This is a genomic window from Candidatus Pelagibacter sp. Uisw_136 (assembly GCF_047720275.1).
Lineage (GTDB): Bacteria > Pseudomonadota > Alphaproteobacteria > Pelagibacterales > Pelagibacteraceae > Pelagibacter.
Genome location: NZ_CP159812.1, coordinates 1,143,305 through 1,169,272, shown reverse-complemented (window position 1 = coordinate 1,169,272; position 25,968 = coordinate 1,143,305). Strand labels below are relative to the sequence as shown.

At 28.2% G+C, this 25,968-nt stretch carries 29 protein-coding genes; 17 read left to right on the top strand and 12 right to left on the bottom strand.

The annotated features are described in order from the left end of the window. The first annotated feature begins 28 nt into the window (after positions 1-28). Genes ahcY through ABXT53_RS06280 form a run of 5 tightly spaced genes read left to right on the top strand, consistent with a single transcriptional unit; the run spans position 29 to position 3,415 of the window. Positions 29-1,315, top strand: coding sequence for an adenosylhomocysteinase (ahcY, locus tag ABXT53_RS06300; protein ID WP_415290332.1), 1,287 nt, complete (start codon positions 29-31; stop codon positions 1,313-1,315). Next, entirely contained in the window at positions 1,299-1,775 is a 477-nt protein-coding gene (gene tsaE / locus ABXT53_RS06295; RefSeq protein WP_415290330.1) for a tRNA (adenosine(37)-N6)-threonylcarbamoyltransferase complex ATPase subunit type 1 TsaE, read from the top strand. The genes ahcY and tsaE overlap by 17 nt, the downstream gene beginning before the upstream one ends. After that, complete coding sequence (locus ABXT53_RS06290) at positions 1,762-1,893, top strand: hypothetical protein (RefSeq protein ID WP_415290328.1); 132 nt, start codon at positions 1,762-1,764, stop codon at positions 1,891-1,893. The genes tsaE and ABXT53_RS06290 overlap by 14 nt, the downstream gene beginning before the upstream one ends. A 23-nt stretch (positions 1,894-1,916) precedes the next feature. After that, complete coding sequence (locus ABXT53_RS06285; protein ID WP_415290326.1) at positions 1,917-2,726, top strand: phosphotransferase; 810 nt, start codon at positions 1,917-1,919, stop codon at positions 2,724-2,726. After that, positions 2,723-3,415, top strand: coding sequence for a sugar phosphate nucleotidyltransferase (locus ABXT53_RS06280; protein WP_415290324.1), 693 nt, complete (start codon positions 2,723-2,725; stop codon positions 3,413-3,415). Before ABXT53_RS06285 ends, ABXT53_RS06280 begins: the two co-directional genes overlap by 4 nt. Here the strand turns inward: ABXT53_RS06280 and ABXT53_RS06275 are convergent. Then, complete coding sequence (locus tag ABXT53_RS06275; protein WP_415290322.1) at positions 3,401-4,117, bottom strand: 2,3-bisphosphoglycerate-dependent phosphoglycerate mutase; 717 nt, start codon at positions 4,115-4,117, stop codon at positions 3,401-3,403. The genes ABXT53_RS06280 and ABXT53_RS06275 overlap by 15 nt on opposite strands. Before the next feature lie 49 nt (positions 4,118-4,166). Between ABXT53_RS06275 and ABXT53_RS06270 the strand changes: the two genes are divergently transcribed. After that, complete coding sequence (locus ABXT53_RS06270) at positions 4,167-4,766, top strand: lytic transglycosylase (protein ID WP_415290320.1); 600 nt, start codon at positions 4,167-4,169, stop codon at positions 4,764-4,766. Here the strand turns inward: ABXT53_RS06270 and ABXT53_RS06265 are convergent. Genes ABXT53_RS06265 through msrA form a run of 4 tightly spaced genes read right to left on the bottom strand, consistent with a single transcriptional unit; the run spans position 4,763 to position 10,156 of the window. Beyond that, entirely contained in the window at positions 4,763-7,885 is a 3,123-nt protein-coding gene (locus ABXT53_RS06265) for an efflux RND transporter permease subunit (RefSeq protein ID WP_415290318.1), read from the bottom strand. The genes ABXT53_RS06270 and ABXT53_RS06265 overlap by 4 nt on opposite strands. Positions 7,886-7,893: 8 nt before the next feature. After that, positions 7,894-8,895: an efflux RND transporter periplasmic adaptor subunit gene (locus tag ABXT53_RS06260; protein ID WP_415290317.1), complete on the bottom strand. Its 1,002-nt coding sequence runs from the start codon at positions 8,893-8,895 to the stop codon at positions 7,894-7,896. Positions 8,896-8,898: 3 nt separating this feature from the next. Continuing rightward, positions 8,899-9,711, bottom strand: a complete 813-nt coding sequence (locus ABXT53_RS06255; RefSeq protein ID WP_415290315.1) for a sulfurtransferase — start codon at positions 9,709-9,711, stop codon at positions 8,899-8,901. Position 9,712: 1 nt separating this feature from the next. Further along, positions 9,713-10,156 carry a peptide-methionine (S)-S-oxide reductase MsrA gene (msrA, locus tag ABXT53_RS06250; protein WP_415290314.1) on the bottom strand — a complete coding sequence of 148 codons (444 nt, stop codon included), beginning with the start codon at positions 10,154-10,156 and terminating at the stop codon, positions 9,713-9,715. Positions 10,157-10,191: 35 nt separating this feature from the next. On the opposite strand from msrA, the gene ABXT53_RS06245 reads away from it, so the two are divergent. Then, positions 10,192-11,076: a DMT family transporter gene (locus ABXT53_RS06245; protein WP_415290312.1), complete on the top strand. Its 885-nt coding sequence runs from the start codon at positions 10,192-10,194 to the stop codon at positions 11,074-11,076. Further along, entirely contained in the window at positions 11,069-11,704 is a 636-nt protein-coding gene (locus tag ABXT53_RS06240) for a DNA-3-methyladenine glycosylase family protein (RefSeq protein ID WP_415290310.1), read from the top strand. Before ABXT53_RS06245 ends, ABXT53_RS06240 begins: the two co-directional genes overlap by 8 nt. Here ABXT53_RS06240 and ABXT53_RS06235 read toward each other — a convergent pair. Further along, the gene (locus tag ABXT53_RS06235) at positions 11,691-11,987 is read right to left on the bottom strand and encodes a DUF1330 domain-containing protein (RefSeq protein WP_415290309.1); all 297 of its coding nucleotides are present in this window, start codon (positions 11,985-11,987) and stop codon (positions 11,691-11,693) included. The genes ABXT53_RS06240 and ABXT53_RS06235 overlap by 14 nt on opposite strands. A gap of 28 nt (positions 11,988-12,015) precedes the next feature. Between ABXT53_RS06235 and ABXT53_RS06230 the strand changes: the two genes are divergently transcribed. Further along, positions 12,016-12,552 carry a phosphoribosyltransferase gene (locus tag ABXT53_RS06230; protein ID WP_415290308.1) on the top strand — a complete coding sequence of 179 codons (537 nt, stop codon included), beginning with the start codon at positions 12,016-12,018 and terminating at the stop codon, positions 12,550-12,552. 33 nt (positions 12,553-12,585) lie between these two features. Here the strand turns inward: ABXT53_RS06230 and ABXT53_RS06225 are convergent, their stop codons facing one another. After that, positions 12,586-13,896 carry an NCS2 family permease gene (locus ABXT53_RS06225; protein ID WP_415290307.1) on the bottom strand — a complete coding sequence of 437 codons (1,311 nt, stop codon included), beginning with the start codon at positions 13,894-13,896 and terminating at the stop codon, positions 12,586-12,588. A 131-nt stretch (positions 13,897-14,027) separates the two neighbouring features. On the opposite strand from ABXT53_RS06225, the gene ABXT53_RS06220 reads away from it, so the two are divergent. Beyond that, a complete protein-coding gene (locus ABXT53_RS06220) occupies positions 14,028-14,333 on the top strand; it encodes a hypothetical protein (protein WP_415290306.1) in 306 nt (101 codons plus the stop codon). 10 nt (positions 14,334-14,343) lie between these two features. Here ABXT53_RS06220 and ABXT53_RS06215 read toward each other — a convergent pair whose 3' ends face one another. Next, the gene (locus ABXT53_RS06215) at positions 14,344-16,419 is read right to left on the bottom strand and encodes a S9 family peptidase (protein ID WP_415290305.1); all 2,076 of its coding nucleotides are present in this window, start codon (positions 16,417-16,419) and stop codon (positions 14,344-14,346) included. Between the two features lie 17 nt (positions 16,420-16,436). Here ABXT53_RS06215 and ABXT53_RS06210 point away from each other — a divergent pair, with 17 nt between their 5' ends. From ABXT53_RS06210 to ABXT53_RS06195, 4 genes are all read left to right on the top strand, one after another. Next, positions 16,437-16,940, top strand: coding sequence for a molecular chaperone DnaJ (locus tag ABXT53_RS06210; protein WP_415290304.1), 504 nt, complete (start codon positions 16,437-16,439; stop codon positions 16,938-16,940). A gap of 9 nt (positions 16,941-16,949) precedes the next feature. Then, complete coding sequence (locus ABXT53_RS06205) at positions 16,950-17,930, top strand: glycosyltransferase (protein WP_415290303.1); 981 nt, start codon at positions 16,950-16,952, stop codon at positions 17,928-17,930. 39 nt (positions 17,931-17,969) lie between these two features. Further along, the gene (locus tag ABXT53_RS06200) at positions 17,970-18,854 is read left to right on the top strand and encodes a dihydrodipicolinate synthase family protein (RefSeq protein WP_415290302.1); all 885 of its coding nucleotides are present in this window, start codon (positions 17,970-17,972) and stop codon (positions 18,852-18,854) included. Between the two features lie 87 nt (positions 18,855-18,941). Next, positions 18,942-20,117, top strand: coding sequence for a hypothetical protein (locus tag ABXT53_RS06195; RefSeq protein ID WP_415290301.1), 1,176 nt, complete (start codon positions 18,942-18,944; stop codon positions 20,115-20,117). A gap of 1 nt (position 20,118) precedes the next feature. Here the strand turns inward: ABXT53_RS06195 and ABXT53_RS06190 are convergent, their stop codons facing one another. The 3 genes from ABXT53_RS06190 to ABXT53_RS06180 are packed head-to-tail and all read right to left on the bottom strand — an operon-like array spanning position 20,119 to position 21,420. After that, positions 20,119-20,661: a tetratricopeptide repeat protein gene (locus ABXT53_RS06190; protein WP_415290300.1), complete on the bottom strand. Its 543-nt coding sequence runs from the start codon at positions 20,659-20,661 to the stop codon at positions 20,119-20,121. A 45-nt stretch (positions 20,662-20,706) separates the two neighbouring features. Beyond that, positions 20,707-21,054, bottom strand: coding sequence for a thiol-disulfide oxidoreductase DCC family protein (locus tag ABXT53_RS06185; protein WP_415290299.1), 348 nt, complete (start codon positions 21,052-21,054; stop codon positions 20,707-20,709). A 3-nt stretch (positions 21,055-21,057) separates the two neighbouring features. Next, positions 21,058-21,420 (bottom strand): rhodanese-like domain-containing protein, encoded by a 363-nt coding sequence (locus ABXT53_RS06180; RefSeq protein ID WP_415290298.1) that lies wholly within the window; start codon positions 21,418-21,420, stop codon positions 21,058-21,060. Positions 21,421-21,530: 110 nt separating this feature from the next. Here ABXT53_RS06180 and tldD point away from each other — a divergent pair, with 110 nt between their 5' ends. From tldD to ABXT53_RS06165, 3 genes are read left to right on the top strand one after another with little or no spacing between them, the layout of a single operon-like run. Then, positions 21,531-22,943 carry a metalloprotease TldD gene (gene tldD, locus ABXT53_RS06175; RefSeq protein WP_415290297.1) on the top strand — a complete coding sequence of 471 codons (1,413 nt, stop codon included), beginning with the start codon at positions 21,531-21,533 and terminating at the stop codon, positions 22,941-22,943. 5 nt (positions 22,944-22,948) lie between these two features. Next, entirely contained in the window at positions 22,949-24,268 is a 1,320-nt protein-coding gene (locus tag ABXT53_RS06170) for a TldD/PmbA family protein (RefSeq protein WP_415290296.1), read from the top strand. Beyond that, entirely contained in the window at positions 24,265-25,236 is a 972-nt protein-coding gene (locus tag ABXT53_RS06165) for an NAD(P)/FAD-dependent oxidoreductase (protein WP_415290295.1), read from the top strand. Before ABXT53_RS06170 ends, ABXT53_RS06165 begins: the two co-directional genes overlap by 4 nt. Positions 25,237-25,238: 2 nt before the next feature. Here ABXT53_RS06165 and ABXT53_RS06160 read toward each other — a convergent pair whose 3' ends face one another. Next, positions 25,239-25,919: a DUF6134 family protein gene (locus tag ABXT53_RS06160; RefSeq protein ID WP_415290294.1), complete on the bottom strand. Its 681-nt coding sequence runs from the start codon at positions 25,917-25,919 to the stop codon at positions 25,239-25,241. Positions 25,920-25,968: the final 49 nt, after the last annotated feature.

The following is a 25,968-nucleotide window of genomic DNA, read 5'->3' as shown; positions in this document are numbered from 1 at the left end:
TTAAATTTTTATTGTATAAAACCGATCAATGGATGATTTTAAAGTTAAAGACATATCACTAGCAGACTTTGGAAGAAAAGAAATTTCAATAGCCGAAAGTGAAATGCCTGGTCTAATGGCATTAAGAGAAGAATACTCAGGAAAAGCACCTTTAAAAGGAGCAAGAATATTAGGATGTCTTCATATGACAATTCAAACAGCAGTCTTAATTGAAACTTTAGTAGAGCTTGGAGCAGAAGTTAGATGGTCTTCTTGTAATATTTTTTCAACGCAGGATCATGCTGCTGCAGCAATAGCTAAAGCAGGAATACCAGTTTTTGCTTGGAAAGGTGAAACTGAAGAGGAAGCTGTATGGTGCATAAGACAAACAATAGAAGGTAAAAAAGACTGGAAAGCAAATATGCTATTAGATGATGGCGGTGATTTAACTGCAATGATGCATAGCGATTACAAAGATTTGTTAAAGGAAGTAAAAGGTGTTTCAGAAGAAACAACAACTGGAATTAAAGCATTAAACAAAATGGAAAAAGATGGGTCATTAATGATTCCAGCAATTAATGTTAATGATTCAGTTACAAAATCAAAATTTGATAACCTGTATGGTTGTAGAGAAAGTTTAGTAGATGGGATTAGAAGAGCCACAGATGTTATGATGTCTGGTAAAGTTGCAATTGTTGCAGGCTTTGGTGATGTTGGAAAGGGTAGTGCTGCATCTTTAAGACAAAGTGGAGCAAGAGTTATGGTTACAGAAGCGGATCCAATTTGTGCACTCCAAGCAGCAATGGAAGGCTATGAGGTAGTTTTAATGGATGAAGCAATAAGCAAAGCAGATATTATTGTTACAGCTACAGGCAATATAGATATTGTTACTGCAGATCATATGAGAAATATGAAAGATAGAGCGATACTTTGTAATATTGGTCACTTTGATAACGAGATTCAAGTAGAAGCCTTAAAAAATTATAAATGGACAGAAGTAAAACCAGAAGTAGACGAAATAGAATTAGTTGATGGAAAGAGAATTATTCTTTTAGCTAAAGGTAGATTGGTAAATTTAGGTTGTGCAACTGGACATCCAAGTTTTGTAATGAGTGCATCATTTACAAACCAAGTAATGGCACAAATTGAGCTTTGGGATAATCATAAAAATTATGAAAATAAAGTTTATGTGTTACCAAAATCATTAGATGAAAAAGTAGCAATGCTTCACTTAAAAAAAGTAGGAGCAAAACTTACAAAACTATCAAAAGACCAAGCTGACTATATAAGTGTTGAAACAGAAGGTCCATTCAAGCCAGATGCATATCGCTACTAATAGCGAAATAATAGATATCTCTTTAGAAGTTAAGACAGCTGAATTAGCAAAAAAATTTTCAAAAATACTCCATAAAGGAGATGTAGTTTATTTTCATGGTGAAATTGGAGTTGGAAAGACAACTTTTATAAGACATTTAGTAAACTGTCTTCAAGCCAACAATCATCTAAACCAAACAGAGGTTACAAGTCCTACATTTAATTTGATAAACGAATATGATGTGGGAGTTTTTATAATCCAACATTATGATTTATATAGACTAACAAATAGTCATGAGACAAAAAATATTGGATTATTGGAAAATCAAAAAGAAATCCTAACATTAATTGAATGGCCTGAAAAAATAGATAATAAAATTGAAAATAAAATTGATTTATTCTTTGAATATGGAGAAGATATGAACAAAAGATTTTTAACTATTAAGGGTATAAGTAACAAATCATTAAATGAGATCAGTTAAATCAACATTAAAAAAAATTAAGGGCGATGCATCATTCAGATCTTTTTACAGAAAAAAAAATAATAAAAAAAATTCAATTATAGTTTATGCTTCAAAAGAAAAAAAAAAAACTTATTAATATATGATGCTATAAATAGTTTATTGATTAAAAATAAAATTTTAGCTCCAAAACTATATAAAGAAAATTATAAACAAAACTCTATAGAAATTGAAGACTTTGGAGATGATACAATATTTAAACTGTTAAAAAAAAATAGAAGTAATAAAGTTAATTTATATAAAAAATCCATTGATTTGTTATCTAAAATTCAAAAAATTAAACAAAACAAAATTAAAAATTTTAAAGGAAAAAATTATAAGATTCCAGTTTATGATGACAATAAATTATTTAAAGAAGCTAAATTATTTTCTGACTGGTATATAAAAAAGTATGTATCTAAAAAAAAATTACAAACTTTAAACATTAAAATAAATAAACAAATAAAATTTTTAATATCTAATCTTAACTTAAAAAATGATACTTTCGTTCATCGAGATTTTCACGTATCAAATTTAATGAAATACAAAAAAAAATTAGCAACCATCGATACGCAGGATGCTTTGATAGGTAATAGTGCATATGATTTAGCATCTTTAATTGACGATGTTAGGTTTAAATCAAATAAAAAATTAAAAGATAGGATTTTTAACTACTATGCAAAGCTGAATAATAAAAAGATTAATAAAGTTACTTTATTAAATGATTTTGAAATATTGTCAGTGCTTAGAAATATGAAAATAATAGGAATTTTTACCAGGTTAGCAGTAAGAGATAATAAGACAAAGTATTTAAAGCTAATACCATATTCTTGGAAACTAATAGAACTGAGAATCAAGAATAATGAGATATTTCATAAACTTAAAAGTTTACTAGACCTTAATTTTCCTAGGAAAATAAGGAATTTAAAATGAAAATTAATACTGCATTAATTTTGTGTGCTGGATATGGAAAGAGATTGAACCCTTTAACATTTACTGAACCAAAGCCACTTTTGAAGGTTAATGAAACCACACTACTTGAAAATTGTATCAACCTAATAAAATTTTTAGGAATTAAAAAGATATTAATAAATACATTTTATCTAAAAGAGAAAATTGAAGATTTTATTAATCTGAAAAAATTTAATTTAGATATAAAAATCATTAGTGATGGAGACACAATCCTAAATACAGGGGGAGGAATTTTGAATATGATGAATTCTTCAGATGAGTCAGATTTTCTAACATTAAACTCTGATACTATATGGAATAAAAGTTATGTTGAGAGCATACAAAGTATGGAAAAATTTTATTTTTCTAATCAAATTAAAAATATACTTTTACTTGTTAATAAAAATCTTAGTTTTGATAAAAAATTAAAAGGTGACTTTAATCTTTTAGAAAATGTAATTAAAAAAGACTCTCAAAATACTTTAATTTATACAGGCTGCCAAATAATCAATAAAGATTTATTTAGTTCACATTCAGTTAGTGATTTTTCTATATCAGAAATCTGGAATCGGTTAATTAGTAAAAATAAATTATATGGGTATGAAAGTTTAGAAAGTTTTTATCATTTAACTAATCTTGAGATTTATAAAGAGTTATTAAAAAACAATTAAATCTTTAGCTCTATTTTTATCTAAATATTTACATTCTGTAATTTCTAGCCTTGAATCTAGATTAATTAAAAGTGGATTTCCTGTTGGTATTTCGAGTAAGGATATTTTTTTATTATCTAATTTAAATAAAAACTTACATAAAGCTCTAATTGAATTTCCATGAGCTGAAATTACTATATTTTTATTATCTGATAATTTATTTTGAATATCAGAATTATAATATTCTATTACTCTTTCATAGGTATCCTTAAGTGACTCTGTATCAGGAATTTTTTCTCTAGGAACAGTTTTATATGTATCAATATTTATAGGATGGTATGGATTATTTCTACTTAGAGGATCCGGTTTTATATCCCAAGATCTTCTAAAGTCATGTATTTTATCTTCACCAAGTTTTTCTTTCATTTCATCTTTATTTAGACCAGTTAAAGCCCCATAATGTCTTTCATTTAATTGCCATGCCTTTATTGGTTTTTTACTATCTCTTAACGTGTCTTGAATAAACTTAAGAGTATTAATTGCCCTTAATTGAAAAGATGAATAAAAATAATCTATATCTAGTCTTAGTTCTTTAATGTATTCTCCAGATTTACATGCTTCAAGTTTCCCCTGACCAGTAAGGTCTATATCAACCCAACCAGTAAACTTTTTTTCAAGGTTCCATTCACTTTGACCATGTCTAATTAAAATTAAATGAGGCATTTGATATATTTTGATAACTGATAAAAAGAATAAAATAAATAAAATTATTATGAAAAAATTAACAAGTATCTTTTTAGTTACATTACTTTTTTTTGTTACTGCTTGCTCTTCAATTCCTCAAAATACTTCAAATAGTTGTTCAATTTTTGATGAAAGATACCTTTGGTATAAACATGCAAAAAAAACTGAGCAAAAATGGGGAACCCCGATTTATATTCAATTAGCTATAATTAAAATGGAGTCTGACTTTGATTGGTTAGCTAAACCACCAAGACAAAAATTATTTAAGGTTATACCATTTAAGAGACCGTCTAGTTCATTTGGATACTCACAAGCAGTTAAGGGAACTTGGGAACAATACAAAAAAGAAACTGGAAATAAATTAGCAACAAGAACAAGGTTTAAAGATAGTGTGGACTTTATTGGTTGGTACACAGACAAAACTAAATCTCTTTTAAAAATTTCTAAGAAAGATGCTTTTAGACAATACCTTGCATATCATGAGGGGTGGGGCGGTTATAAGAATTATAAGAATAATCAGAAAGTTATAGTCTTAGCTAAAAAAGTAGAAAAACAATCTAATAAATACAAGGCACAATTACAAGACTGCCAAAAAAGATTAAATAAAAATAAATATATTATTTTTTAACGAAGTTGTTTCTTTAGTTCAATATCAACAGCATCTATTCTTTTTGTATTCTTTGCTAATATCAAATACATGGTTGGAGTTACATATAATGTAAAGAATGTTGATATAATCATTCCACCTAGAATAGTAGCGCCAACAGCTAGTCTTGAAGCTTCCCCTGCACCTGGTCCAATGTTGCCTATAACCAATGGAATCATTGCAATCATGGTACTTATAGAGGTCATCATTATAGGTCTAAATCTTAACTGACATGCTTCTTTAACCGAAGCTTCAATATTCTTTCCAGCAGTTCTTAGTTGGTTAGTATAATCAACTATCAAAATACTATTTTTGGTAGAAATTCCTATCAATATGACCAGTGCTATTTGTGAGAAGATATTAATTGAACTGTTCAAGAATAGGATAAAAACAAGCCCTCCAAATAATGCAAGGGGGACAGTTAACATAATAATAAATGGATGAATAAATGAGTTAAAAGTTGCAGCCATTACTAAATATGCAGTTAGGAAAGCTAATCCAAAAATAATAAATAACTCGTTGCTGGTTTCTTTTATCTCCTCTGATTTACCTTTCCAAGTAATTTGATTACTGGGACTTACCTCTTCCATAGTTTTTTCTAAATATTCTATTGCTTCAGTTAGAGTGTAATCTGGTGATATATTTGCAGATATAGTGACAGCCCTTTGTCTATTATATCTAGCTAATTTTTTTGCAGAACCGTTTTCATTGAATTCAACTAAATTTGCTAAAGAAATTAATTTTCCAGTAGTTTCTGACCTAACAAATATTTTTGAAAGTCCTTCTTGAGATCTTCGATCAGTTAAATATTGTTGAAGAATAATTGGATATTCTTTACCAAGTTTATTAAATTTAGTAACTGTTTTTCCACCATAAAGAGTTTCTAGTGTTTTACCGATTGATTCAGTGGATACACCAAGGTCTTTAGCCTTATTTTTATTTATTTGTAATTTTATTTCAGGTTTATCTCTTGAGTAATCCGATTCTAGTCTTGATAGATTTCTATTTTTTCTTAATTTACTAATGACCTTAGACTGTATTTCTTCTAATTCTTCATAAGTACTTCCTAATATAACCATTTGAACTGGCTTATTATAACTTGATACCCTAATTGATTGAGGTGATATTGGAAATGCAACAGTCTCAGGCACTGATACTATCTTACCTATAGCTTGTCTCATCACAGTTATAGAACTTTGTTTTCTATTCTTCCAATCATCTAAAAGCGCAATGATTATAAAACTATTAAAGGAATTTCTATTACCACCAAATCCTGGAACTCGCATAATAAATCTTTTATAAGGGCTATTCTCTGCTTGAAGCAGAGGAATTAATCTCTTTTCAACATCTTCAGCTCTTTTTTCAGTATATTCAAAAGAACTTCCTTCATCAGTAAAACCAAGCACAAGGTAAACACCTCGGTCTTCCATTGGCATTAATTCTTTTTTTGTTATTGTAAATAATACTCCAGATCCAATAATAATTAAAATCATGAATGAAATTATAGTTTTCTTTTTATTTAACCAAAAAACTAAAGTTTCTTGATAGAATTTTGAGAATGCTTGAAAAAATCTATCAAAATTTCTTACTATAAAATTTTGTTTTGGTTCTTTTCTTAAAAATTTACTACCAAGCATTGGTGACAAAGTAAGAGCCACAAAAGAGGATACCACAACTGAAAATGACAGTGCTATAGCAGTCTCCCTGAATAATGTTCCTGCAATACCACCTATAAAAATTAAAGGAAGAAAGACAGCTACTAAAATTAATGTAGTTGCAATAATAGCAAAACTAATTTGTTTTGAGCCTTTATAAGCTGCAACTAAAGGACTCTCTCCATTTTCAATTCTTCTATAAATTGCATCTGTCATTATCACTGAATCATCAGTAATAATTCCAATTGCTAGAATAAAGCTTAATAGAACAAAAATATTTATTGATAGTCCAAACAAATAGATACCTAAGAAGGATGCTATTAAACTTACAGGCAAAGCAACGGCTGGTACAATTACTGCTTTTAAATTTCCTAAAAATAAATAAATAATTATTACTACAAGTATAAAGGCAATTATTAATGTTTTATAAACCTCTTCGATAGCAGTACCTACATAGGTTGCTCTATTGAAAGCTACTTCTATATTTAGATCCCCTGGTAACGTTTTTTTAACTTCAATAATTTTTTTTTTAATCTCTTTTGATAGCTCTACTGTCGAAGCTCCACTTTTTGCATAAATACCAATCCCAACTGTAGTCAAATCTAAAGCACCTTTCCTTTGCGCCTTGAATAGATTTTTTTCTGAAACTGGTCCAAATTCAATGTTGGCAATATCAGAAAGTCTTACAATGTTATTTTGAATTTTTTTTATAGGTATTAATTTTAATTTTTCTAAATTATCATATGATTTATCTAAATTTAAAGTTAAGTCGATATTATTGGCTTCCAAAGTACCTGCAGGAAGGCTCACATTTTCTTTCCTTAAAGCTTGTTCAACCTCTTGAATGGTTAAATTATTTGCTGCAAGTTTAATTGGATTTATCCAAACTCTAACACTTAATTCTCTTAAACCACCAGTTCTAATAGTTCCAACATTTTTAACACTAGAAAATTTATCAACCAAATATCTTTCAACATAATCCCCAAGCTCTAAATCATCCCAAGTTGCAGAAGTTACTGAAAGCCACATAGTAGTTGTAAAACCAGCTGATTGTTTTAATATTCGTGGAGTATCTGCTTCACTTGGTAATCGACCAACAATTCTAGCTACTCTTTCTCTAATATCATTTGCTGCATTATCTAAATCAATATCAGTATTAAACTCTACGTTTATAGTGCTACTTCCATTTTCAGACTTTGAATCAATATTCTTAATTCCTTCAGCACCACCTATAACATCTTCTATAATTTGTGTTACTTCTTGATCAATTATAGGTGCGGATGCAGATTTATAGTCCACTTTAATTTGAACTACTGGAGGCTGTAAACCATCAGGCAATTCTCTTACTGGCAATTTTGAAAAAACAAATATTCCAAAAACAATTAATATAAGAGACATCACCCAAGCAACTACAGGTCTTCTTATACTTACATCTGTTATATACATTTGATTATTTATTTTTTAGTGTCTTTTTTTTCTGACTTATTAAATATATTTAATTTTTTTAACCAATCAAATTTGCTCTTTTTAGTTTCATTTTTTTTAGGTTCAACTTTTTTTTTCCAATTGGATTTTACTTTTTTTGCACCTTTTTTAATTGGTTTAATTTCAAGTCTTGGTCTTACTTTTTTTAAACCTTCGGCAACAATATTATTTCCTTGTGATAATCCTGAAACTATTTCAATAAATCCACTATCTCTTATTCCAATTACTACTTCAGTTTTATTTGTAATATTTTTTTCTGAAACTTTATAAACGTAGGTTTTATCACCTTCCATCATCAAGCTAGTGTCAGGTATACCCAGTGAATTCTTTTCATTGTATTTAATCGTAACCTCTAAAAGAGATCCTGGTAAAATATCAAAATTATCATTTTTTAACTTTATTCTTGTAGCTAAAGATCTTTTTTCAATATCAATTCTTCCCGATGTAGAATCTATAATTCCAGAATAAATTTTATCATTATTACCAGAAAATTTAACATCAACGTTCAAGTTTTCTTCAATGAAACGTGAGTAAATCTCTGGGATATCAACATCTACATAAATTATTGAAGTATCTTCAAGGTTTATTAAGAGAGAGCTTTCAGAAACTTTAATATCATTTGAGAAATCTCTTTTAGTCACCACTCCATCAAAAGATGCTATTAAATTTCTAGTTTTTAATTCTGTTATTAAATCACCTTTTTTTAATCTTTTATTGAATTCTATTGGGCTAACTATTTCATATTTCTCAATTTTATATGATTTAGTTCTAAATGGGGTTGCCGTTCCATAAGTTGATACTTTTTGAGAGAAATTTTTTACAACAACTTCAGTTACTATTATTCCTGGAGGAGGTCTTTTGCTAAATTTTTTTTTAAAATGATTTCCTATCATTGTTCTTCCAACAATTACTATTGTAATAATTAAAAAGAAGGCAAGGATTATAGTTCCAATTTTTGTAGATCTTTTCATATTTTAATTTTTTCCATATTCACTCCATGATCCGTCGTAAATAGTAGGCATATATTTATTATCTATTAAGGAATAAGCAAGAGCCAAAACTGAGGCAGTTACTCCAGACCCACATGTAAATACTATGTTTTTACCCACTTCACATCCCATTGATTTAAATTTTTCATGAATTTTCTCTCTGCTAATAAATGTATGATCTTGATTTATGAGTTCAGAGAAGGGTAGGCAAAAAGAGTTTTTGATAGAGCCACTTCTAAGTCCTTTTCTCGGTTCAGTAACGTTACCTTTAAATCTTTCTAAACTTCTTGCATCAATAACATTAAATTTATTTTCTAAAACATTTTTGTTAATTTGGTTCATATTTTTTACCAATTCTTTTTTTTCATGCACAGTATAGTTCGAGGGAATAATCTTAATTATGTCACTAGTGGTTGCTCTATCTTCTTCAATCCATTTTTTTAATCCACCATCTAATACATGGACTAATTCCGGATTGTGACCAAAGTAGATAAAATTATACCAACATCTACATGAACTAATTACATCTGAATTGTCATAGATAACTATTTGATCATCATTTTTAATTCCCATGTTAGAAACAATATCTTCCCATGACTTAACATCTGGCAACATATGAGGTAGGTCAGTATCTTTTTTAGAATTTTTATCTAAATCAAAAAAAATTGTATTTTTAATATGTTTATTTTTGTATTCATTAAAACTATTGCGTAGGATTTGAGGCATGTGCCATGAACAATCAACAATTTTTATTTTATCTAAATTTTCTTCTAACCAACTTGTATTAACTAAAGGCATATTATCTTTTTTCTAAATATCTCTGATGGTATTCTTCTGCGGGGCAGTAATTTTTTAATAAAGAAGATTTTGTTACAACATTTCCAGATAATTTTAAATTTACTTTTTTTATAGCATTCTCAGCAATTTCTTTTTGTTCATCGCTTAAGCAAAATATTTCACTTCTATATTGTGTGCCAAAATCTGGTCCTTGTGAATTTAAGGTTGTAGGGTCATGAATTTCAAAGAAAAATTCTAAAATTTTTTCATAAGATATGATTTTAGGATCAAAATCTAATTTAATAACTTCTGCATGATTTGTATTACCAGTACATACTTCTTTGTAGTTGACTTCTTTGCTGTTACCCCCACAATAACCAACTTCAGTTTTAACAACTCCCTCAAGTTTACTAAACTTAATTTCTGGTCCCCAAAAGCATCCTAATCCTAATACTGCTATTTCCATTGATTATCCTTTAATTTGATTTACAAATTATTCTTATGCTGACTAAAAATCAATTAGGTTTTTTGTACATGTTTCTATCTGTATGTACCTTTTCTGTTATGGATTTGCTTGTAAAATGGTCAAGTGACTACCCAACTGGAGAAGTTTTATTTTTTAGAGGCTTTTTTGGGCTGCTGCCTACTTATTTTTTGATACCAAAAAATAAATTAAAAACTTTTTACACAACTAAAAGATCAAAAGAACACTTATTCAGATGTCTCATGGGTTTAATGGCTTTAATAGCAATAATTGTTGCGTTAAGAGAACTTCCTTTAGCAGTCGTTGTTAGCCTATCATATGCAGCACCACTATTTATTACCGTGTTATCAATTTTTTTATTAAGTGAGAAGGTAGGTGTTTTTAGGTGGTTGGCAGTCATAATTGGGTTTGTAGGTGTTATTATAATTGCTGAGCCTGGCTTTAAGGGCATGAATTACCTTTATTTTCTTCCACTAATATTTTGTATTGGAATGGCTTTTGTAACCATTACAATTAGAAAACTATCTACAACAGAACCTATTTGGCTTATCTCAATTTTTTTTACAATTACTATTTCAATTGCTGGCCTAGCCACAATTCCAATGGGTTGGAAAATACCAAATTTTCAAGATTTTATCCTTTTAGCTTTAATTGGCGTAACAGGAGGTTCTGCAAATTTATTTTTGACTCAATCATATAAACTTTCTGAAGTATCTTTAGTAGCACCGTTAAAATATTTAGCTTTGGTATTTGCTATATTTTTTGGTTATTTTATTTGGAATGAGATACCAACTATAAAAACACTAATTGGTGCATCACTTGTAGTTCTTGCATCTCTAATAATTTTTAGAAGAGAAATTTATCATAAACAAAAAATACCATCCACTAACAGACATGAATAAAAAACCAAAATATTGGAATACTGCAAAAAAATATTTATCTAATAAAGATAAAGTGATGTCTTTATTAATTAGTAAATATAAATCCCCTTCAGAGGCTGTGCTTACTTCTAGAAAGGATATATTTTTTTCATTATGTAAAAGTATCATTGGACAACAAATTAGTGTTGCCGCTGCTAATTCTATATTTTCAAAATTTCAAAAAAAATGTAAGAATAACATAAATGCTAAAATTGTTTCTGCACTATCCACTACTCAGATAAAAAGTTGTGGATTAACTAAACAAAAAGTTAAAGGAATAAAAAGTTTAGCAAAACAAATATTGGATAAATCATTTAACCCTAGGTTAATTCCTAAAATGTCAGATGAAGAAGCTATTATTTATCTATCTCAATTAAGACAAATTGGAAGATGGTCAGCTGAAATGATTTTATTATTTACTTATAATCGATCAAATATTTGGCCTATACAAGATATTGGTCTTTTAAGAGGAATTTCAAAAAATTACAAAAAAAAATACCTACCACCTGAATCTTATGTAAAATTATTAAATAAAAGATTTAGTCCATACTGCTCAGTTGCAACTTGGTATCTTTGGAGAAGTATAGATCCAGAACCTATTCAGTACTAAAACCTTCTACAATTTGTAGGTTTCTATCAGTAGTATCTTTAGCTAAAGCCCAACCATCTTGATATTCTTTGGAATCATGGCATTTCATAGCCCGTTCATGACTTGGAAATTCCCAGATTACAGTTCTTGGGTAATTTTCACCTTCTAAAGTTTCAAATTTTCCACCTCTCACCAGAGGTTTTCCTCCATAACTTCTTATTATTTCGGTAACTTTTGAACCATATTTTTTTAAATTTTCTTGGCTATCTATTCTTTTGTATAAAGCGATCCAGTAGGCTTTCATTATTTCTCCTTTTTAAATAATTTTTTATATGATAATGAATTTTATGGCAGATAAATTAATTATCACTTTTGATCAGTATACAAAAATTGTAGAAAAACTAGCAATAGAAATTCACAACAATTATAAGCCAACAGTATTAGTGGGAATTATGAGGGGAGCAGCTCCAATATTAGATATTCTTTCTAGAATTCTAAAATTACCGATAGCCTACATAGTTATCCAAAGTTATTCAGGAAAAGGAATGCAAGATAAGCAAGGTCAATTAATGTTTGCTCGAGAAATTAGCTCTTTAGCTGAGAATAAAGATTTTGATAAAGTTTTATTAGTAGATGATTTGTCTGATACTGGATTAACTTTAAATAAAAGTATTGAGTGGTTAAAAAATTATGAGCCAACTAAAGATTATATAAACGAGGTTAAAACTGCATGTTTATGGAAAAAAAAATCATCTACATTTGAGCCAGATTTTTGCCCAGTAAAACTAGATTCAGACCCATGGATTGTTCAACCTACTGAACATTATGAAGAGTTGTCTATGGAAGAAATAATTAAGAGAAATAAATAGGGCTGGAATAATTCCAGCCCTAAAAATTATATTTTAAGCAACTGCAAAACTAATAACACTTAATATTGCAATAACCCATATTGCTGGTGAAGTTGAAGAAAACTTACCAGTAAATAATCTAATTAATGCATATGATACAAATGCTAAAGCAATACCATTACTAATACTATATGTTAACGGCATAGCAATCATAGCAAGAATAGCAGGAGCTGCTTCACCAATATCATCCCATTCAATATCAGTTATGTTTCTAACAAAAAGAACAGAAACAAATACTAAAGCTGCACCATCAATTTGCTTAGGTAAACTTGTTGCTAAAGGAGCAAAGAATATACAAGCTAAAAATAGGAGACCAATTACTAAAGAGGTCATTCCTGTTTTTCCACCCGCTTTTACACCAGCGCCAGATTCAACATAACTTGTTACAGTTGTTGTTCCCATCATTGCGCCAGCTACAGTTCCAACACTGTCAGCCATCATTGCTTTTTCGATATCTTTAACTTTACCATCTTTACCAACCTTGCCAGCAACGTTTGCTACAGAAGTTAATGTTCCTGCTGTATCAAAGAAATCAACAAACAATAAAGTAAATACTACAGTTGTCATACCAGCAGTTAATGCTGCTGATAAATCAAAATCAAATAGATAAGTCATTGGCGGTGGTGAGCTTGCAATTCCATTAAATTTAGCAAGTCCAGTAGCCCATGCAATAATACTGAATAACAAAATACCAATAATAATATTCCCTTTAACTTTCATTTTTTCAAGGACAACCATTAAAATAAATGCAGCACAACCCAATAGAACAAGTGGATCGCTTAAGTCACCTAGTTGAACTAATGTTACTGGATTATCAACAACAACTTCCATGATTTGAAGTCCAATTATTGCTAAGAATAGTCCTATACCCGCACCAATTCCTAATTTTAAACTTTTTGGAATTGAATTAATTAACCATGCTCTAATAGGTGTTAATGAAATGATTAAGAATAAAATTCCAGCAACTAGTACAGCTCCTAAAGCTTCTTGAGGTGTGTAACCCATTCCAGCACAAACACCGAATGCAACGAACGCATTAATTCCCATTCCTGGCGCCAAACCTATTGGCCATGTTTTTCCATAAAATGCCATTATGAAACAAGCAAGTGCTGTTGCGACGATTGTTGCTGTGTATACCGCTCCAAATTCAAAGAACCCTTTTTCTGGTCCAGCAAATTCACCTGATAGTATAAATGGATTTAAAAACATAATGTAAGCCATTGTCAAAAATGTAGTGACACCAGCTATTACTTCTGTTTTAAAATCAGTATTGTGTTTTTTATAGTCGAAATATTTTTCTAACATTGATCCTCCTAAGATTTAGATGAACTAATATTAGATTAATTAGGAAAATACTCTTAAAAATATAAGTTTATCAACATATTTCAACTTATAAGTTTATATTTATGCCATATTTTGGGTGTTATCATTCACCTATGAAAAAATTAAAATTTATTTTAACAAGCTTATTTTTTTTAACTCTTGTTGCTGGCTGTCAAACAATCAAAGATAAAACAGATGCAATTGTTGAAAAAGAAAATGCTAAGTTAAGCGAATACATTGGAAAAACTTCAAGTAATTTACAAATGGAATTAGGTAAGCCAGATGAAGATTTTAAAAATGATAAGGGTAACTTAGAGCTTGTTTATAATACAAAAAAATATGGAATACTTTGTGAAAGAAGATTTGAAGTAGACTCTAATTCTATTGTAGTTGGTTTTGTTTCAAATGGTTGTTTCTAAAAATTAGAGACTAAATTTTTTCAGCAATTTTTAATGCAAATGCATAATCAAGAGCAATTTCTTCTATAGCTCCATCTCTACCAGATTTACCACCATGACCTGCGTTCATTTCAGTTTTTAAAAGCAATAAATTATTATCAGTTTTATACTCTCTAAGTTTGGCAGTGAATTTTGCAGGCTCATCAAATAATACTCTGTTATCACTTAAACTTGTTGTGATCAGTATATGAGGATAATCCATCTTTTTAATATTGTTATAGGGAGCATAAGAATAAATATAATCAAAGTGATCTTTTTTATCTTTTGCATTTCCAAACTCATCAAATTCCCCAACGGTTAAAGGTAAAGAATGATCTAAATTAGTTGTCAATGAGTCGACAAATGGTACGGCCATTATAATTCCTAGAAATAATTCAGGGGCTTGATTAACTACAGCACCCATAAGAAGACCGCCTGCAGAACCACCCATACCTACTATTTTATTTTTTGAAGTATATTTATTTTCAATCAAATATTTTGCAGAGGCAATATAATCTTCAAAAGTATTTTTCTTATTAAGCAGTTTCCCTTCTTTCCACCACTTCATACCTCTTTCCATGCCTCCTCTAATATGAGCTGTAACCCAGATGATATCTCTATTAATTAAACTTAATCTAGTAGTAGAAAAACTAGGGTTCATAGAACTTCCGTATGAACCATAACCATAAAGCAACAATTTAGCACTTCCATCCAGTTTAGTATTTTTATGTCTTGTAATTGTAAGAGGAACCAGCCTTCCATCATGTGATTTACAGTCAACTCTTTCAACAATGTAGTCATCAGGATTATGACCAGAAGGAATTTCTTGTTCTTTAACTAATTTCTTTTCTTTTGTGCTTAAGTTATAAGAATAAACTCTAGACTGCGTCTTAGGTGAAGAATAACTTATGTATATCTCATCTGTATTTTTATCTCTTTGCATTAAAGAGGCACCAGGAACATATACAGTTTCATCAGAAAAAATTAGCTCTTCTTCTATTCCAGTTGTAATATTTTTTACAAATAATTTATCTAAAGCATCTGAAGTTTCAGATCTTATGATCCAATTTTTTAAAAATGTTAACCCTCCAATTAGAACTTCATTTTTTGCAGCAATAAAACTTTTCCAGTCTGGTTTTTCCAAGTTATCACTAATGTCTATTTTAAAATCTTCAGCATTTTCATTAGTATGATTATAAAATTTACCATCCCAAGAATTAACAGAATAAAGAATTCCTCTTTGTCTTTTTTTTATTAATTTAGGTTTAGGATCTTTTTCATTAACATCAAAGTAATATTGTTCAGAAGTATTATGGTCTGAAGAGCTGATAAAGAAGTATTTATCATCTGAGCTTAAACCAATTCCAACCGTAAAAGCTTCACTTTTTTCTTCAAAAATTAATTGATCTTCATTAACTTTAGTTCCTAATTTGTGTCTATAAATTTTTCTCGGTCTATGATTTTCATCAAGTTTTGAATAAAAAATATATTGATCATCTAAACTAAAAGTTATGCCACCCGATGTCTCCTCTATCTTATCAGTTACTAATTTTTTAGTTTCTATGTCTCTAATATATATTGTGTAATATTCAGAACCTTTTGTATCTAAAGAGTATCCTAAATATTTATCATTAAAACTAACCTCTAAATCGCCAACACCAAAGTATTCTACTTTTAGTTTTTCTTTTTCTTCATCACCATTCCAAATTTCTTCAATATTATTAGTTCCAATTTTTTTCCTTAATTTTATAGAATAATTTCCTTTAGTAGTTGTTTTTGACCAATACTCATAATCAAAATCTTTAAAGGGCAAGGATTCGTCATCTAATTTTATTCTTCCTTTGATTTCATCAAATAATTTTTTTTGAATTTTCTTGGTGTCTAATAAGTGAAAATCAGTATATGAGTTTTCTTCTTCAAGATATTTTCTGACTTCAGGGTTTAATTTTTTACTATCCTTCAAAACTTCCAGGATGTCATCTTGATGTATCCAGCTATAATCATCTTCCCAGCTAACATTATGACACGTTTTTATTTCTGATTTTTTTTTAAGTTGTGGTATTTTCATGGATACAAATTAAATATATGAATATTATCATTTATACACTAGTTTTTTTAGGAATTATTTACTTTTTACTTAAATTAGTAGCCAACACTTCATCAAAAAAAATATCAAAACATTTAAGAAAATTAATTTTTTTAGGTTTAATAATTTTGGCGATAATACTTGCGGTAGGAGGAAAATTTTTATTAAGTGTACCATTAACTTTATTAAGCTTAGCCATAGTTAAGTTAAAAGGGTTTTCAATATTTCAATTAATTGGTTTATATAAACTCATTCAAACACTTAGAAGATCGGGTAGATTTTCATTTAACAAGAATCAAAATATTAAAAATTCAGCCACATTATCTTTAGATGAGGCATATAAGATTTTAAATTTAGATAACAAAAAAAAATATACAAAATTAGAAGTTTTAAATATTTATAAAAAGATTATGAAAAAAATACATCCTGATATTAACCCAGAATTAAGTAGGTTAGCGTCTATTGTTAATCAGGCTAAAGATATGGTTATAGATAGCTTATAAAATACACACATGAAAAAGATTAAGATTTTACATATATTAATATCAAAAGGTTTTGCGGGTTCAGAAAAGTATTTATGTGATTTAATTGATTATCAATCAAATTTTTTTGATATCTCAGTTGTTATTTTAAAAAAAAATTTAATACTAAAAAAAAATATAAATAAAAATGTTAAGATATTTCCAATAATAGATTTTTTTAAGAAAATTCAAATCACAAAAATAATTAATAAAAACAAACCAGATATTGTTCATACGCATTTAAGTAATGCCGCAAAGTGCGTTAGTAAATCAGATAAATTTAAAATTATTGCAACAGCACACATGAATTTTAAAAAGTCGATTTTAAAAAATTGTGATGGATTAATAGTTTCAAATAGTACTCAATTTAAGCAGGCTGCTAAAAATTTTAAAGGAGCTTTATTTAAATCTTATCTATGGACGAGACTGAAACCAATCACAAAAAATAAAACGGAATTAAAAAAAGAATTAAAGATTCCAAAAAAAAATATAATTTTTGGTTCAATTGGCAGATTTCATCCTCAAAAGGGTTTTGATTTAATTTTAAAGAAATTTAAGAAAGAGTCTCCAAAAAATTCGACTTTATTATTAATAGGAAATGGACATGAAGAATTTAATAATAAAATTAAAAATTATAAAAATATAATTTTATTAGGAAATGTTAATAATGTTTCTAATTACTATAATTTATTTGATGTAGCAGTATTTGCCTCTCGTTGGGAAACATTTGGTTTTACATTGGTAGAGGCAATGCAATTTCGATTACCCATCATCTCAAGCTTACACATAGGAAACAAAGATTGGATAAAAAAATTTAAGATTAAGGTGTGTAACTTTAATCAGAAGCAAAAAATATTTTATACTAAAAATATAACCAAAGTAAAATATGATACTTCTATTTTTAATTATCATGATAAATGTGCAGAAATTGTTAAAATATATAAAAGTTTACTTGAGATTAAAAAAAATTGAATTCTTTGACTAATATCTAATTATATATAAATTAAAATTATGAATAAAATTAATGGTATCTATGCAGCAGGCCTGTCAGTATTTAATAGTGACTTAAGTTTAAATGTTAAAAAAACAATTAGTCATGCTGAAAAAATAATAGATTATGGTTGCCATGGTGTTGCTATTTTTGGAAGCACAGGACAAGCACAACTTATATCTATAAGTGAAAAAATTGCTCTATTAAATGAATTATCAAAAAGCAAATATAGAGAAAAATATTTAATTGGAACTGGGCTTAATTCTTTAAATGAAACTATAAATTTAATGAAGGTTGCCAAATCATTAAATTTTAGTGATTTTTTAATAATGCCACCTGCTTATTATAAGTATGGTGATAACGAGGTAATAGAGTTTTATTCAAGAGTGGTTGAGGCTGTACCGGAAAGTAAGATTATTTTATATAACTTTGAAAAGTTGTGTGGTTATAAATTTAGTATTGAATGCGTTGAAGAGCTTGTTAAGAAGTTTCCAAAACAAATAGTTGGTGTTAAAGACAGTTCGTATAACCTATATGAGAATTTAAAGATTGATAATTTCTCAGTTATGCCAGGATCAGAGTTAAAACTTTTAAAAGGTCTTGAACTTGGATGTGTTGGTATTATTACGGCAACTTGCAATGTAACAGCTAACTTATCTAGAAAAGTTTATGATGATTTTAATGAAAAAAAACAACAAACAGCAAATGAGACTCTGTGTAGTGTTAGAGGCACATTTGATCAATATAATTTAATATCAGGGTTACATTCTTTTATGTCAGAGCAAGATGACAGTTACAAAAATGTTATACCACCTGTCAGTCTTTTAAATGAAAAAGATAAAAAACAACTGCTAGAAGATCTTCGTAAGCTTAATTTTACATTAGAGTCCCTAAAGACGGCTTAAGTAGATTTAATAAGATTTTCCACAATATCTTTAAACAAGAGACTATATTTATCAGTAATTAATTGATAAATCTAATTTTCTTAAAGTATGAAAAAAATAAAAAAAAATTCTATTAAAAAAAAACCTTTAATAAAAAAAAAGGTTAAAAAAATTATATATAAAAAACAAAAAAAAAATTCAAAAGTAAAAAAAAATATTATTAATAAAAAAAAGATAAGTAAATATATAAAAACAAATAAGAAAAAACGAAAAGTTAATACTAAAAAAAAAGCAACCATAATATCAAGGGTAGTTGAACTTCAAAATTCTTTAAAGCCAGAATTTAATTTTAAAATTAATTTTAGTTTAGAAAAGTATATTCAAGCTTTTTTTGATAGCATCGCCAATAGAATATTTGAATATAAAACCTTAAAAGCGGAAGAAAAAAGAAGAAGACAACTTGAGGAAATTGAAAAAAAAGAAAAAGAAAAATTACAAATTCAAAAACAAAAAGTAAAAAAAGAAGAGGAGCAAACTAAATTCCAAGAAAAAGAATTAAAAGAAGAAATTAAACTTGAAAAAGAAAGAGCAAGAGACATAAAGCTATTTTTACGTAAAGAACAAGCGTTACTTAGAATTGAACATGCTGAAAGACAAAAACAATTTCTAAAACAATTACAGTTAGAAAAACAAATAGAAAAATTTAGAATAAGAGAAATTAAAGAATTAGAAAAGCTTGAAAAGGTTTCATTAAAAGAAAAAAGAGATGATTATGCTGGCCTTCAAGCAAGAATAGAGAAATTAAAAGATAAATATAGAATTATAAGAGATCAAAAAATTAGAGAAAGAGTAGAGGCTCTAGGAGTAAAAATTCAAGGTGATGAGGATAGAGAAACTTTACTTCAAAAAGAGAAAGATTATAAAATTGCGAGGCAGAAAATTGAACTTTCTCTTGAAAGTTTTTATAGAAGTGCCAGCAGTTTAGTCTTTCAACTTAACAAACGACATATCACTAGACACATGTCCATCTTTAGATGCATTGACCAAAGATTTGAAACTGGTGAAATCTTTATCAAATGGGATGAAGCACCAGATGAAGAGTGGCTGCTATTAATTTATATAAAAAATAATTCCCCTGATGAAGGAATAGTCATTGAAGATAAATCAAACTCAGAAAAAAATTCTTCCCATGAATTCAAATCAAATGAAATATTTAAAGCCTCTGATCTAATGGTTGACTCGCTAACGCAGTTAATTTCAAGAAAAAGAGCTAGAAAAGATTAAATTAGATACTATCTTCTTTAATTAACCTTTCAATTTCAGGTATCAGTTCACGGCTTTTAAATGAGGGGTAGAATTTTAATGCGCTTTCAATACTCTTAATTGCTTTTTCATATTCTTGAAGTTTTATGAAAATTCTTGCCTGTCCTGATAAAGCTCCAAAGTGTCTAGGTTCTATATCTAAAACTTTATCAATATCATTTAATGAATTTGTAAATTGACTCATTAAAAAATATACCGTTGCTCTTTTATTCCAAGCTTCAGACCATTTAGGATCACTTTTTAGTATATTGCTGAAAACTTTTAATGCATAATCATAATCCCCATATTGCATCAGCTCTGTTCCAAACTCCAATTTTTCAGTTAATTTAAAATCATTAGGATGTTCATTCCAAATAGACCAAATTTTTTGTTCCAATAAAGCAGTACTTTTTGAATTATTAATAGTTTGAAGTTGGTCAAAAAGATTATTCAAAATAATTTTTTGAGAGGACTGAGCAGAAGAAATAAAACTAAATATAAATAAAAATAGTATTAAAATTTTCATAACTAAAATATATTTTATTCAGCACCTCTTCTCAACATTAAAAACTTATTTTAAAAGTTGTTTTTTATTTTTTAAAAATAAAAAGAAAGCAATAATTTCGTAAAAAAAAGAAAATAAAGTAAAAATTATAGGAGTTTTAAAGAAACTATAAAGAAACTTATATTTAGGAATTTTTTTCCACACTAATAAAAAAGCTTCTGCCCCTCCAATTACCTTCTCCCCATCTTTAATATGAAGTCTACGTAAAAGGTTCTTAGCATTTCTTTGAGTTTCTATTTCTGCTGATTTATTATTTGTAATATCCACCCATTCTATGTCTTTAATATTTTGTTTTTTATACAAATCTATTTCGGCACGGCAAATTTTACATGAATTATTAAAATAAACTTTCACAATTTACTTTTTATTTTTCCAAGCTGTCATTCCGCCAGTCATATTTTTTACGTTTTTTATTCCCATTTCCTGCATAGTTTTTGTTGCAAGTGTGCTTTGCCCTCCAAGACCACAAAAAACTATATATTCTTTATCAGGATTTTTCTTAAACATTTCGTTTTCTAAAGGACTACCATCAGCAAGATAAAACTCTAATAAGCCTCTTTCTAAATTTACAGCATTACCAATAGTTTCTGACTCAAAACTATCTTTATCTCTTACGTCTACAAATTGCACATTTGGGTCATTTAGTTTTTCTTTAGCTTCATCAACCGAAATATTCTGTATCTCGTTAGAAACGTTCATTAATTCATCAAATTTTTTCATTATATTGTCCTTTTTTTTAATTTATCCCTAAAATTATAGAGAATCCGATAGATTGTATATGTGCGAAATACGACAATTGAAAAAATAATTATAACTATTATTTGTTATCTATGAGTGATTTTTTTACTAAAACAGATTTATCAAGGAAAGATGCGGAAAGTATTATTTCAGAAACACTAAATAATTGTGATGATGGTGAACTTTATTTAGAAAATTCTAAAAGCGAATCTATTATACTTGATGATGATAAAATAAAGAGCTCCAGTTATAGTTCTGATCTAGGATATGGCTTAAGAGCCGTAACTGGCGAAGTAGTAGCTTATTCTCATTCAAATGAAATTTCAAAAAAATCATTAAAACAATCTGCCAATAATCTAAGCTCAACATTAAAATCTCAAAAAGGTATCTACAACCATGAAATTCCACAATCTAATGAAAAATTTTATAAAGATGTTAATCCAATAGAAGAAAAATCACTACAATCTAAATTGGATCTTTTAAAAGAAGTTAACAACTATACGAGAGCTAAAGGTGGAATAGTGCAACAAGTCACTGCTAGTTTTTCAGGTGAACATAAATCTATAGAAATTATAAGATCTGGAGGTGAAGTTTTAACAGATGTAAGACCTTTAATTCGTTTCAATGTTTCGGTTATGCTTGAGAAAGATGGAAAAAAAGAAACAGGAGTTTATGGAATTGGTGGAAGACAATCTTATGATGAATACCTTAAAGATGATAATTGGAAAAAAGTATGTGATGAAGCATTTAGAATTGCTTCAGTAAACCTTGAAAGTAAACCTGCGCCAGCAGGAGAAATGAAAGTTGTTTTAGGATCAGGTTGGCCAGCAATACTTATTCATGAAGCTATAGGACATGGCCTTGAAGGTGACTTTAATAGAAAAAAAACATCTGCTTTTCATAATTTAATGGGCCAAAGAGTTGCCAGTGAAGGTGTTACTATTGTTGATGATGGAACTCTTCATAATAGAAGAGGAAGTTTAACAATAGATGATGAGGGGACACCAACTGAAAAAACTGTTTTAATAGAAAATGGCATATTAAAAAATTTTATGCAAGATCGGCTTAATGCTAGATTGATGAATACAAGATCCACAGGTAGTGGAAGACGAGAAAGTTACAAACATGTTGTTCTCCCAAGAATGAGAAATACCATGATGTTAAATGGAAAATATTCTCAAGAAGAGATGATTAAATCGGTTGATAAAGGAATATTTGCAGTAAGTTTTGGTGGTGGGCAAGTGGATATTACTTCAGGAAAATTTGTATTTAACTGTACAGAAGCTTATGAAATTATTAACGGTAAAATTGGATCACCTATTAAGGGGGCAACGTTAATTGGTGATGGTCCTTCTATTTTAAAAGAGGTTTCATTAGTTGGAAATAACATGATGCTTGACCCAGGTATTGGAACTTGCGGAAAAGCTGGCCAAGGTGTTCCAGTAGGTGTGGCGCAACCATCGATCTTAATTGATAAAATGACTGTTGGCGGAACTCAATTATAAATCATATGGTTAAAGATCAAGATTATTTAAAAAAGACAGCTTCTTTTTGCATAGATTTAGCAAAAAAACTTGGAGCAACAGATTCAACTGCTGCTGTGATGCACTCCATCTCAGAAACGGTAAATTTTAGAAATAAAAAATTAGACGAATCTGATAGATCAGATAGTTTAGGCGTTAGTCTGACAACCTATATTGGTAAAAAAAAATCAAGTATTTCTTCTTCAAATCTTACAGAAGAAAATATCAAGACATTGGTAGAAAGATGTATTGAGACAACAAAAATTACTCCAGAAGATGAATATAATTCATTGCCGGATAAAGACTTACTGGCTAATAAAATTAATGATCTAAATTTATATGATGATGACCATATAGAGAATGATGAAAAAATTGAATATTTAAAAGAAGTAGAAGAAACTGCATTCCAAAAAAAAGAAATTATTAATACAGAAACTGGTTTCTCCGAGTCAAAATCAAATTTTATATTAGCAAGCAGTGATGGTTTTTTAAATGGCTATAAGTCTTCTTCTTTTTCAGCATCATGTGTCGCCGTAGCAAAAGATTCTAATAATAAAATGGAAAGAGATTATGAATTTACCAGTACTTGTCATCTAAATGATATGTTAAAGCCTAGCCAAATTGGTGCAATAGCAGCAAAAAAAACATTACAAAAATTAGATCCAAAAAAAATAGAAAGTGAAAAAATTAGTATTGTCTTTGATAGAAGAATTTCAAAAGGAATGTTGAGTGTTTTTGCAAGTGCAATATCTGCTTCTTCTATTGCAAGAGGTACATCTTTTTTAAAAGATAAAATTAATGAAGAAATATTTACATCTTCAATAAATATTTTTGATAAACCCAATATAATTAAAGGATTAGGTTCAAGATATTTTGACTCTGAAGGGGTAAAAACTGATGAATTAAAATTAGTAGATCAAGGTATTTTAAAACATTATTTAGTGGATACTTACAATGGGAAAAAGCTAAACCTTAAGTCAAATGGTAGAAGTGGTGGAACAAGTAATTTATATTTTGAAAAAGGTTCTATTTCATACAAGGACTTATTAAAATTAAACCAAAGAACTTTATACGTTACAGAAACCATCGGTCATGGAAGCAATTTAGTTACAGGAGATTATTCAGTTGGTGCCACAGGGTTTATGGTTGAAAATGGAGTGTTTAAATATCCAGTAAGTGAAATAACTATTGCTGGAAATTTTAAAGACATATTCAAAAACATTACCTTAGCTGACGATCTTGAGTTTAAATATTCTACAAATGCTCCTACGATGTTAATAGAAGGTATGGTAGTTGCAGGTAAATGAAGGACTTTTGTATTATTGGTTCTGGCATTTCTGGTGCAACAATTGCAAACTCCCTTAGTAAAAAATATTCATTAGATGTTTATGATAAGGCAAGAGGGGTTGGGGGAAGATCATCTAATAAAAAGCTTAATAAGAATGAAAGCTTTGATCATGGTGTTCAGTATATTTCACCAAAAAGTATCCAATTTAAAAGTTTTATAAAAAGTTTAATTTTAAAAAAAATTCTTAAAAAGTGGACGGGAAATCATATTTTTCTTAATGATAATAAAAAAGAGGATAAGAACCATATTAAGATAATTGGTAAAAAGGGAAATAATGCAATTAGTAAATATTTATTAAAAAATATTAACTGTAATTTTAGTAGTGAGGTTATTAAAATTGCTAATAAAAAAAAAGTTTGGGAAATATCTTTTTCAGATGGATCAATAAAATTTTATAAATCTTTGATATTAACTTGTCCATTCCCTCAATTAAAAAAACTTTCAAAAAAATATATTAAACATTCATTTATCAATAAAAGAATTAAAATGGATGCGAATATAACTGTCATGATGACTACAAAAAAAAGTAAAATTAATGTTAGTAGTTATTTTTTTAATGATAAAATTTTAGGCTGGGCTGGAAATGAAAATAGTAAAATGCGTTTTAAAAGTAAAAATGATCTTTGGACCCTACAAAGTACTTACTCATGGGCAAATAAAGAGATTAATAAAAATAGAGAAAATAATAAACTAAATATAAAAACTTTGATTGAGCAGTTTTTTAAACTTACAGGTATCAAAAAAACTAAAGTTTTATTTTCATTAAATCATGGATGGAAATATTCATCTAACTCAAAACCTTTAAGAATTAAAAGTTATTGGAATTCCTCTTTAAACCTTGGAGCTTGTGCGGATTGGTTTGTTGGACCTAGATTAGAATCGGGATGGATAAGTGCTCAAGATCTTTTTAATAAAATAAATAAATAATTTTATTCAAACTTTTTAACCTTATATTCCCAATTTCCTAATCTAGAATAAGTAACTTTTAAAATTAAAGAATTTTTTTTATTAAACCATATATCAAAATTAAGTCTTTTATCTTTTGGTAAAGACATGTCTTTTGAGGTTAATTTAAAATGATCTACCTCATAAGTTTTACCATAAAGTTCAATTTTTTCTTTACCGATAAACGTTACTATCTGTTCTTTGATACTACCTGATACTGGGCTAATTTGACTATCAGTTTGTAAAATTTTGTGGCTCCACCAGTTTCCAATTACATTTTTTGTTGATGCCACACCACTATAGGAAGAACCTTGAATATCAAATTTATCTGTTTGTTCATTAAATTCTAAATCTACATATTTTTCTTTATCATTTTGAAGTGTTTTAGAATTAAAAGAAATCAATTTATCTTTAATATATTTTTCTTCTCCGTACCCTTCAATTTCAAAAATTGTTGCCCCAAATAACTTTACTATAAACTTAATTTGATTTGTGACTGTTGTCTTATCTCCATCCTTTTTAAAAAAATAGTAATTATAGCCAATAACTTCACCATCTTTTAAAATCTCCATTTCAATTTTATTAAATTTATTATAATGCGCCATGTGGGCATTAGAGCTAAGTGAATATGTTAAAAATAAAATTAGTATAAAAAATTTTTTCATAAAGTGTTAACAATAATAGACTTTAATTTTAAAAGAAGTAATTTATTAA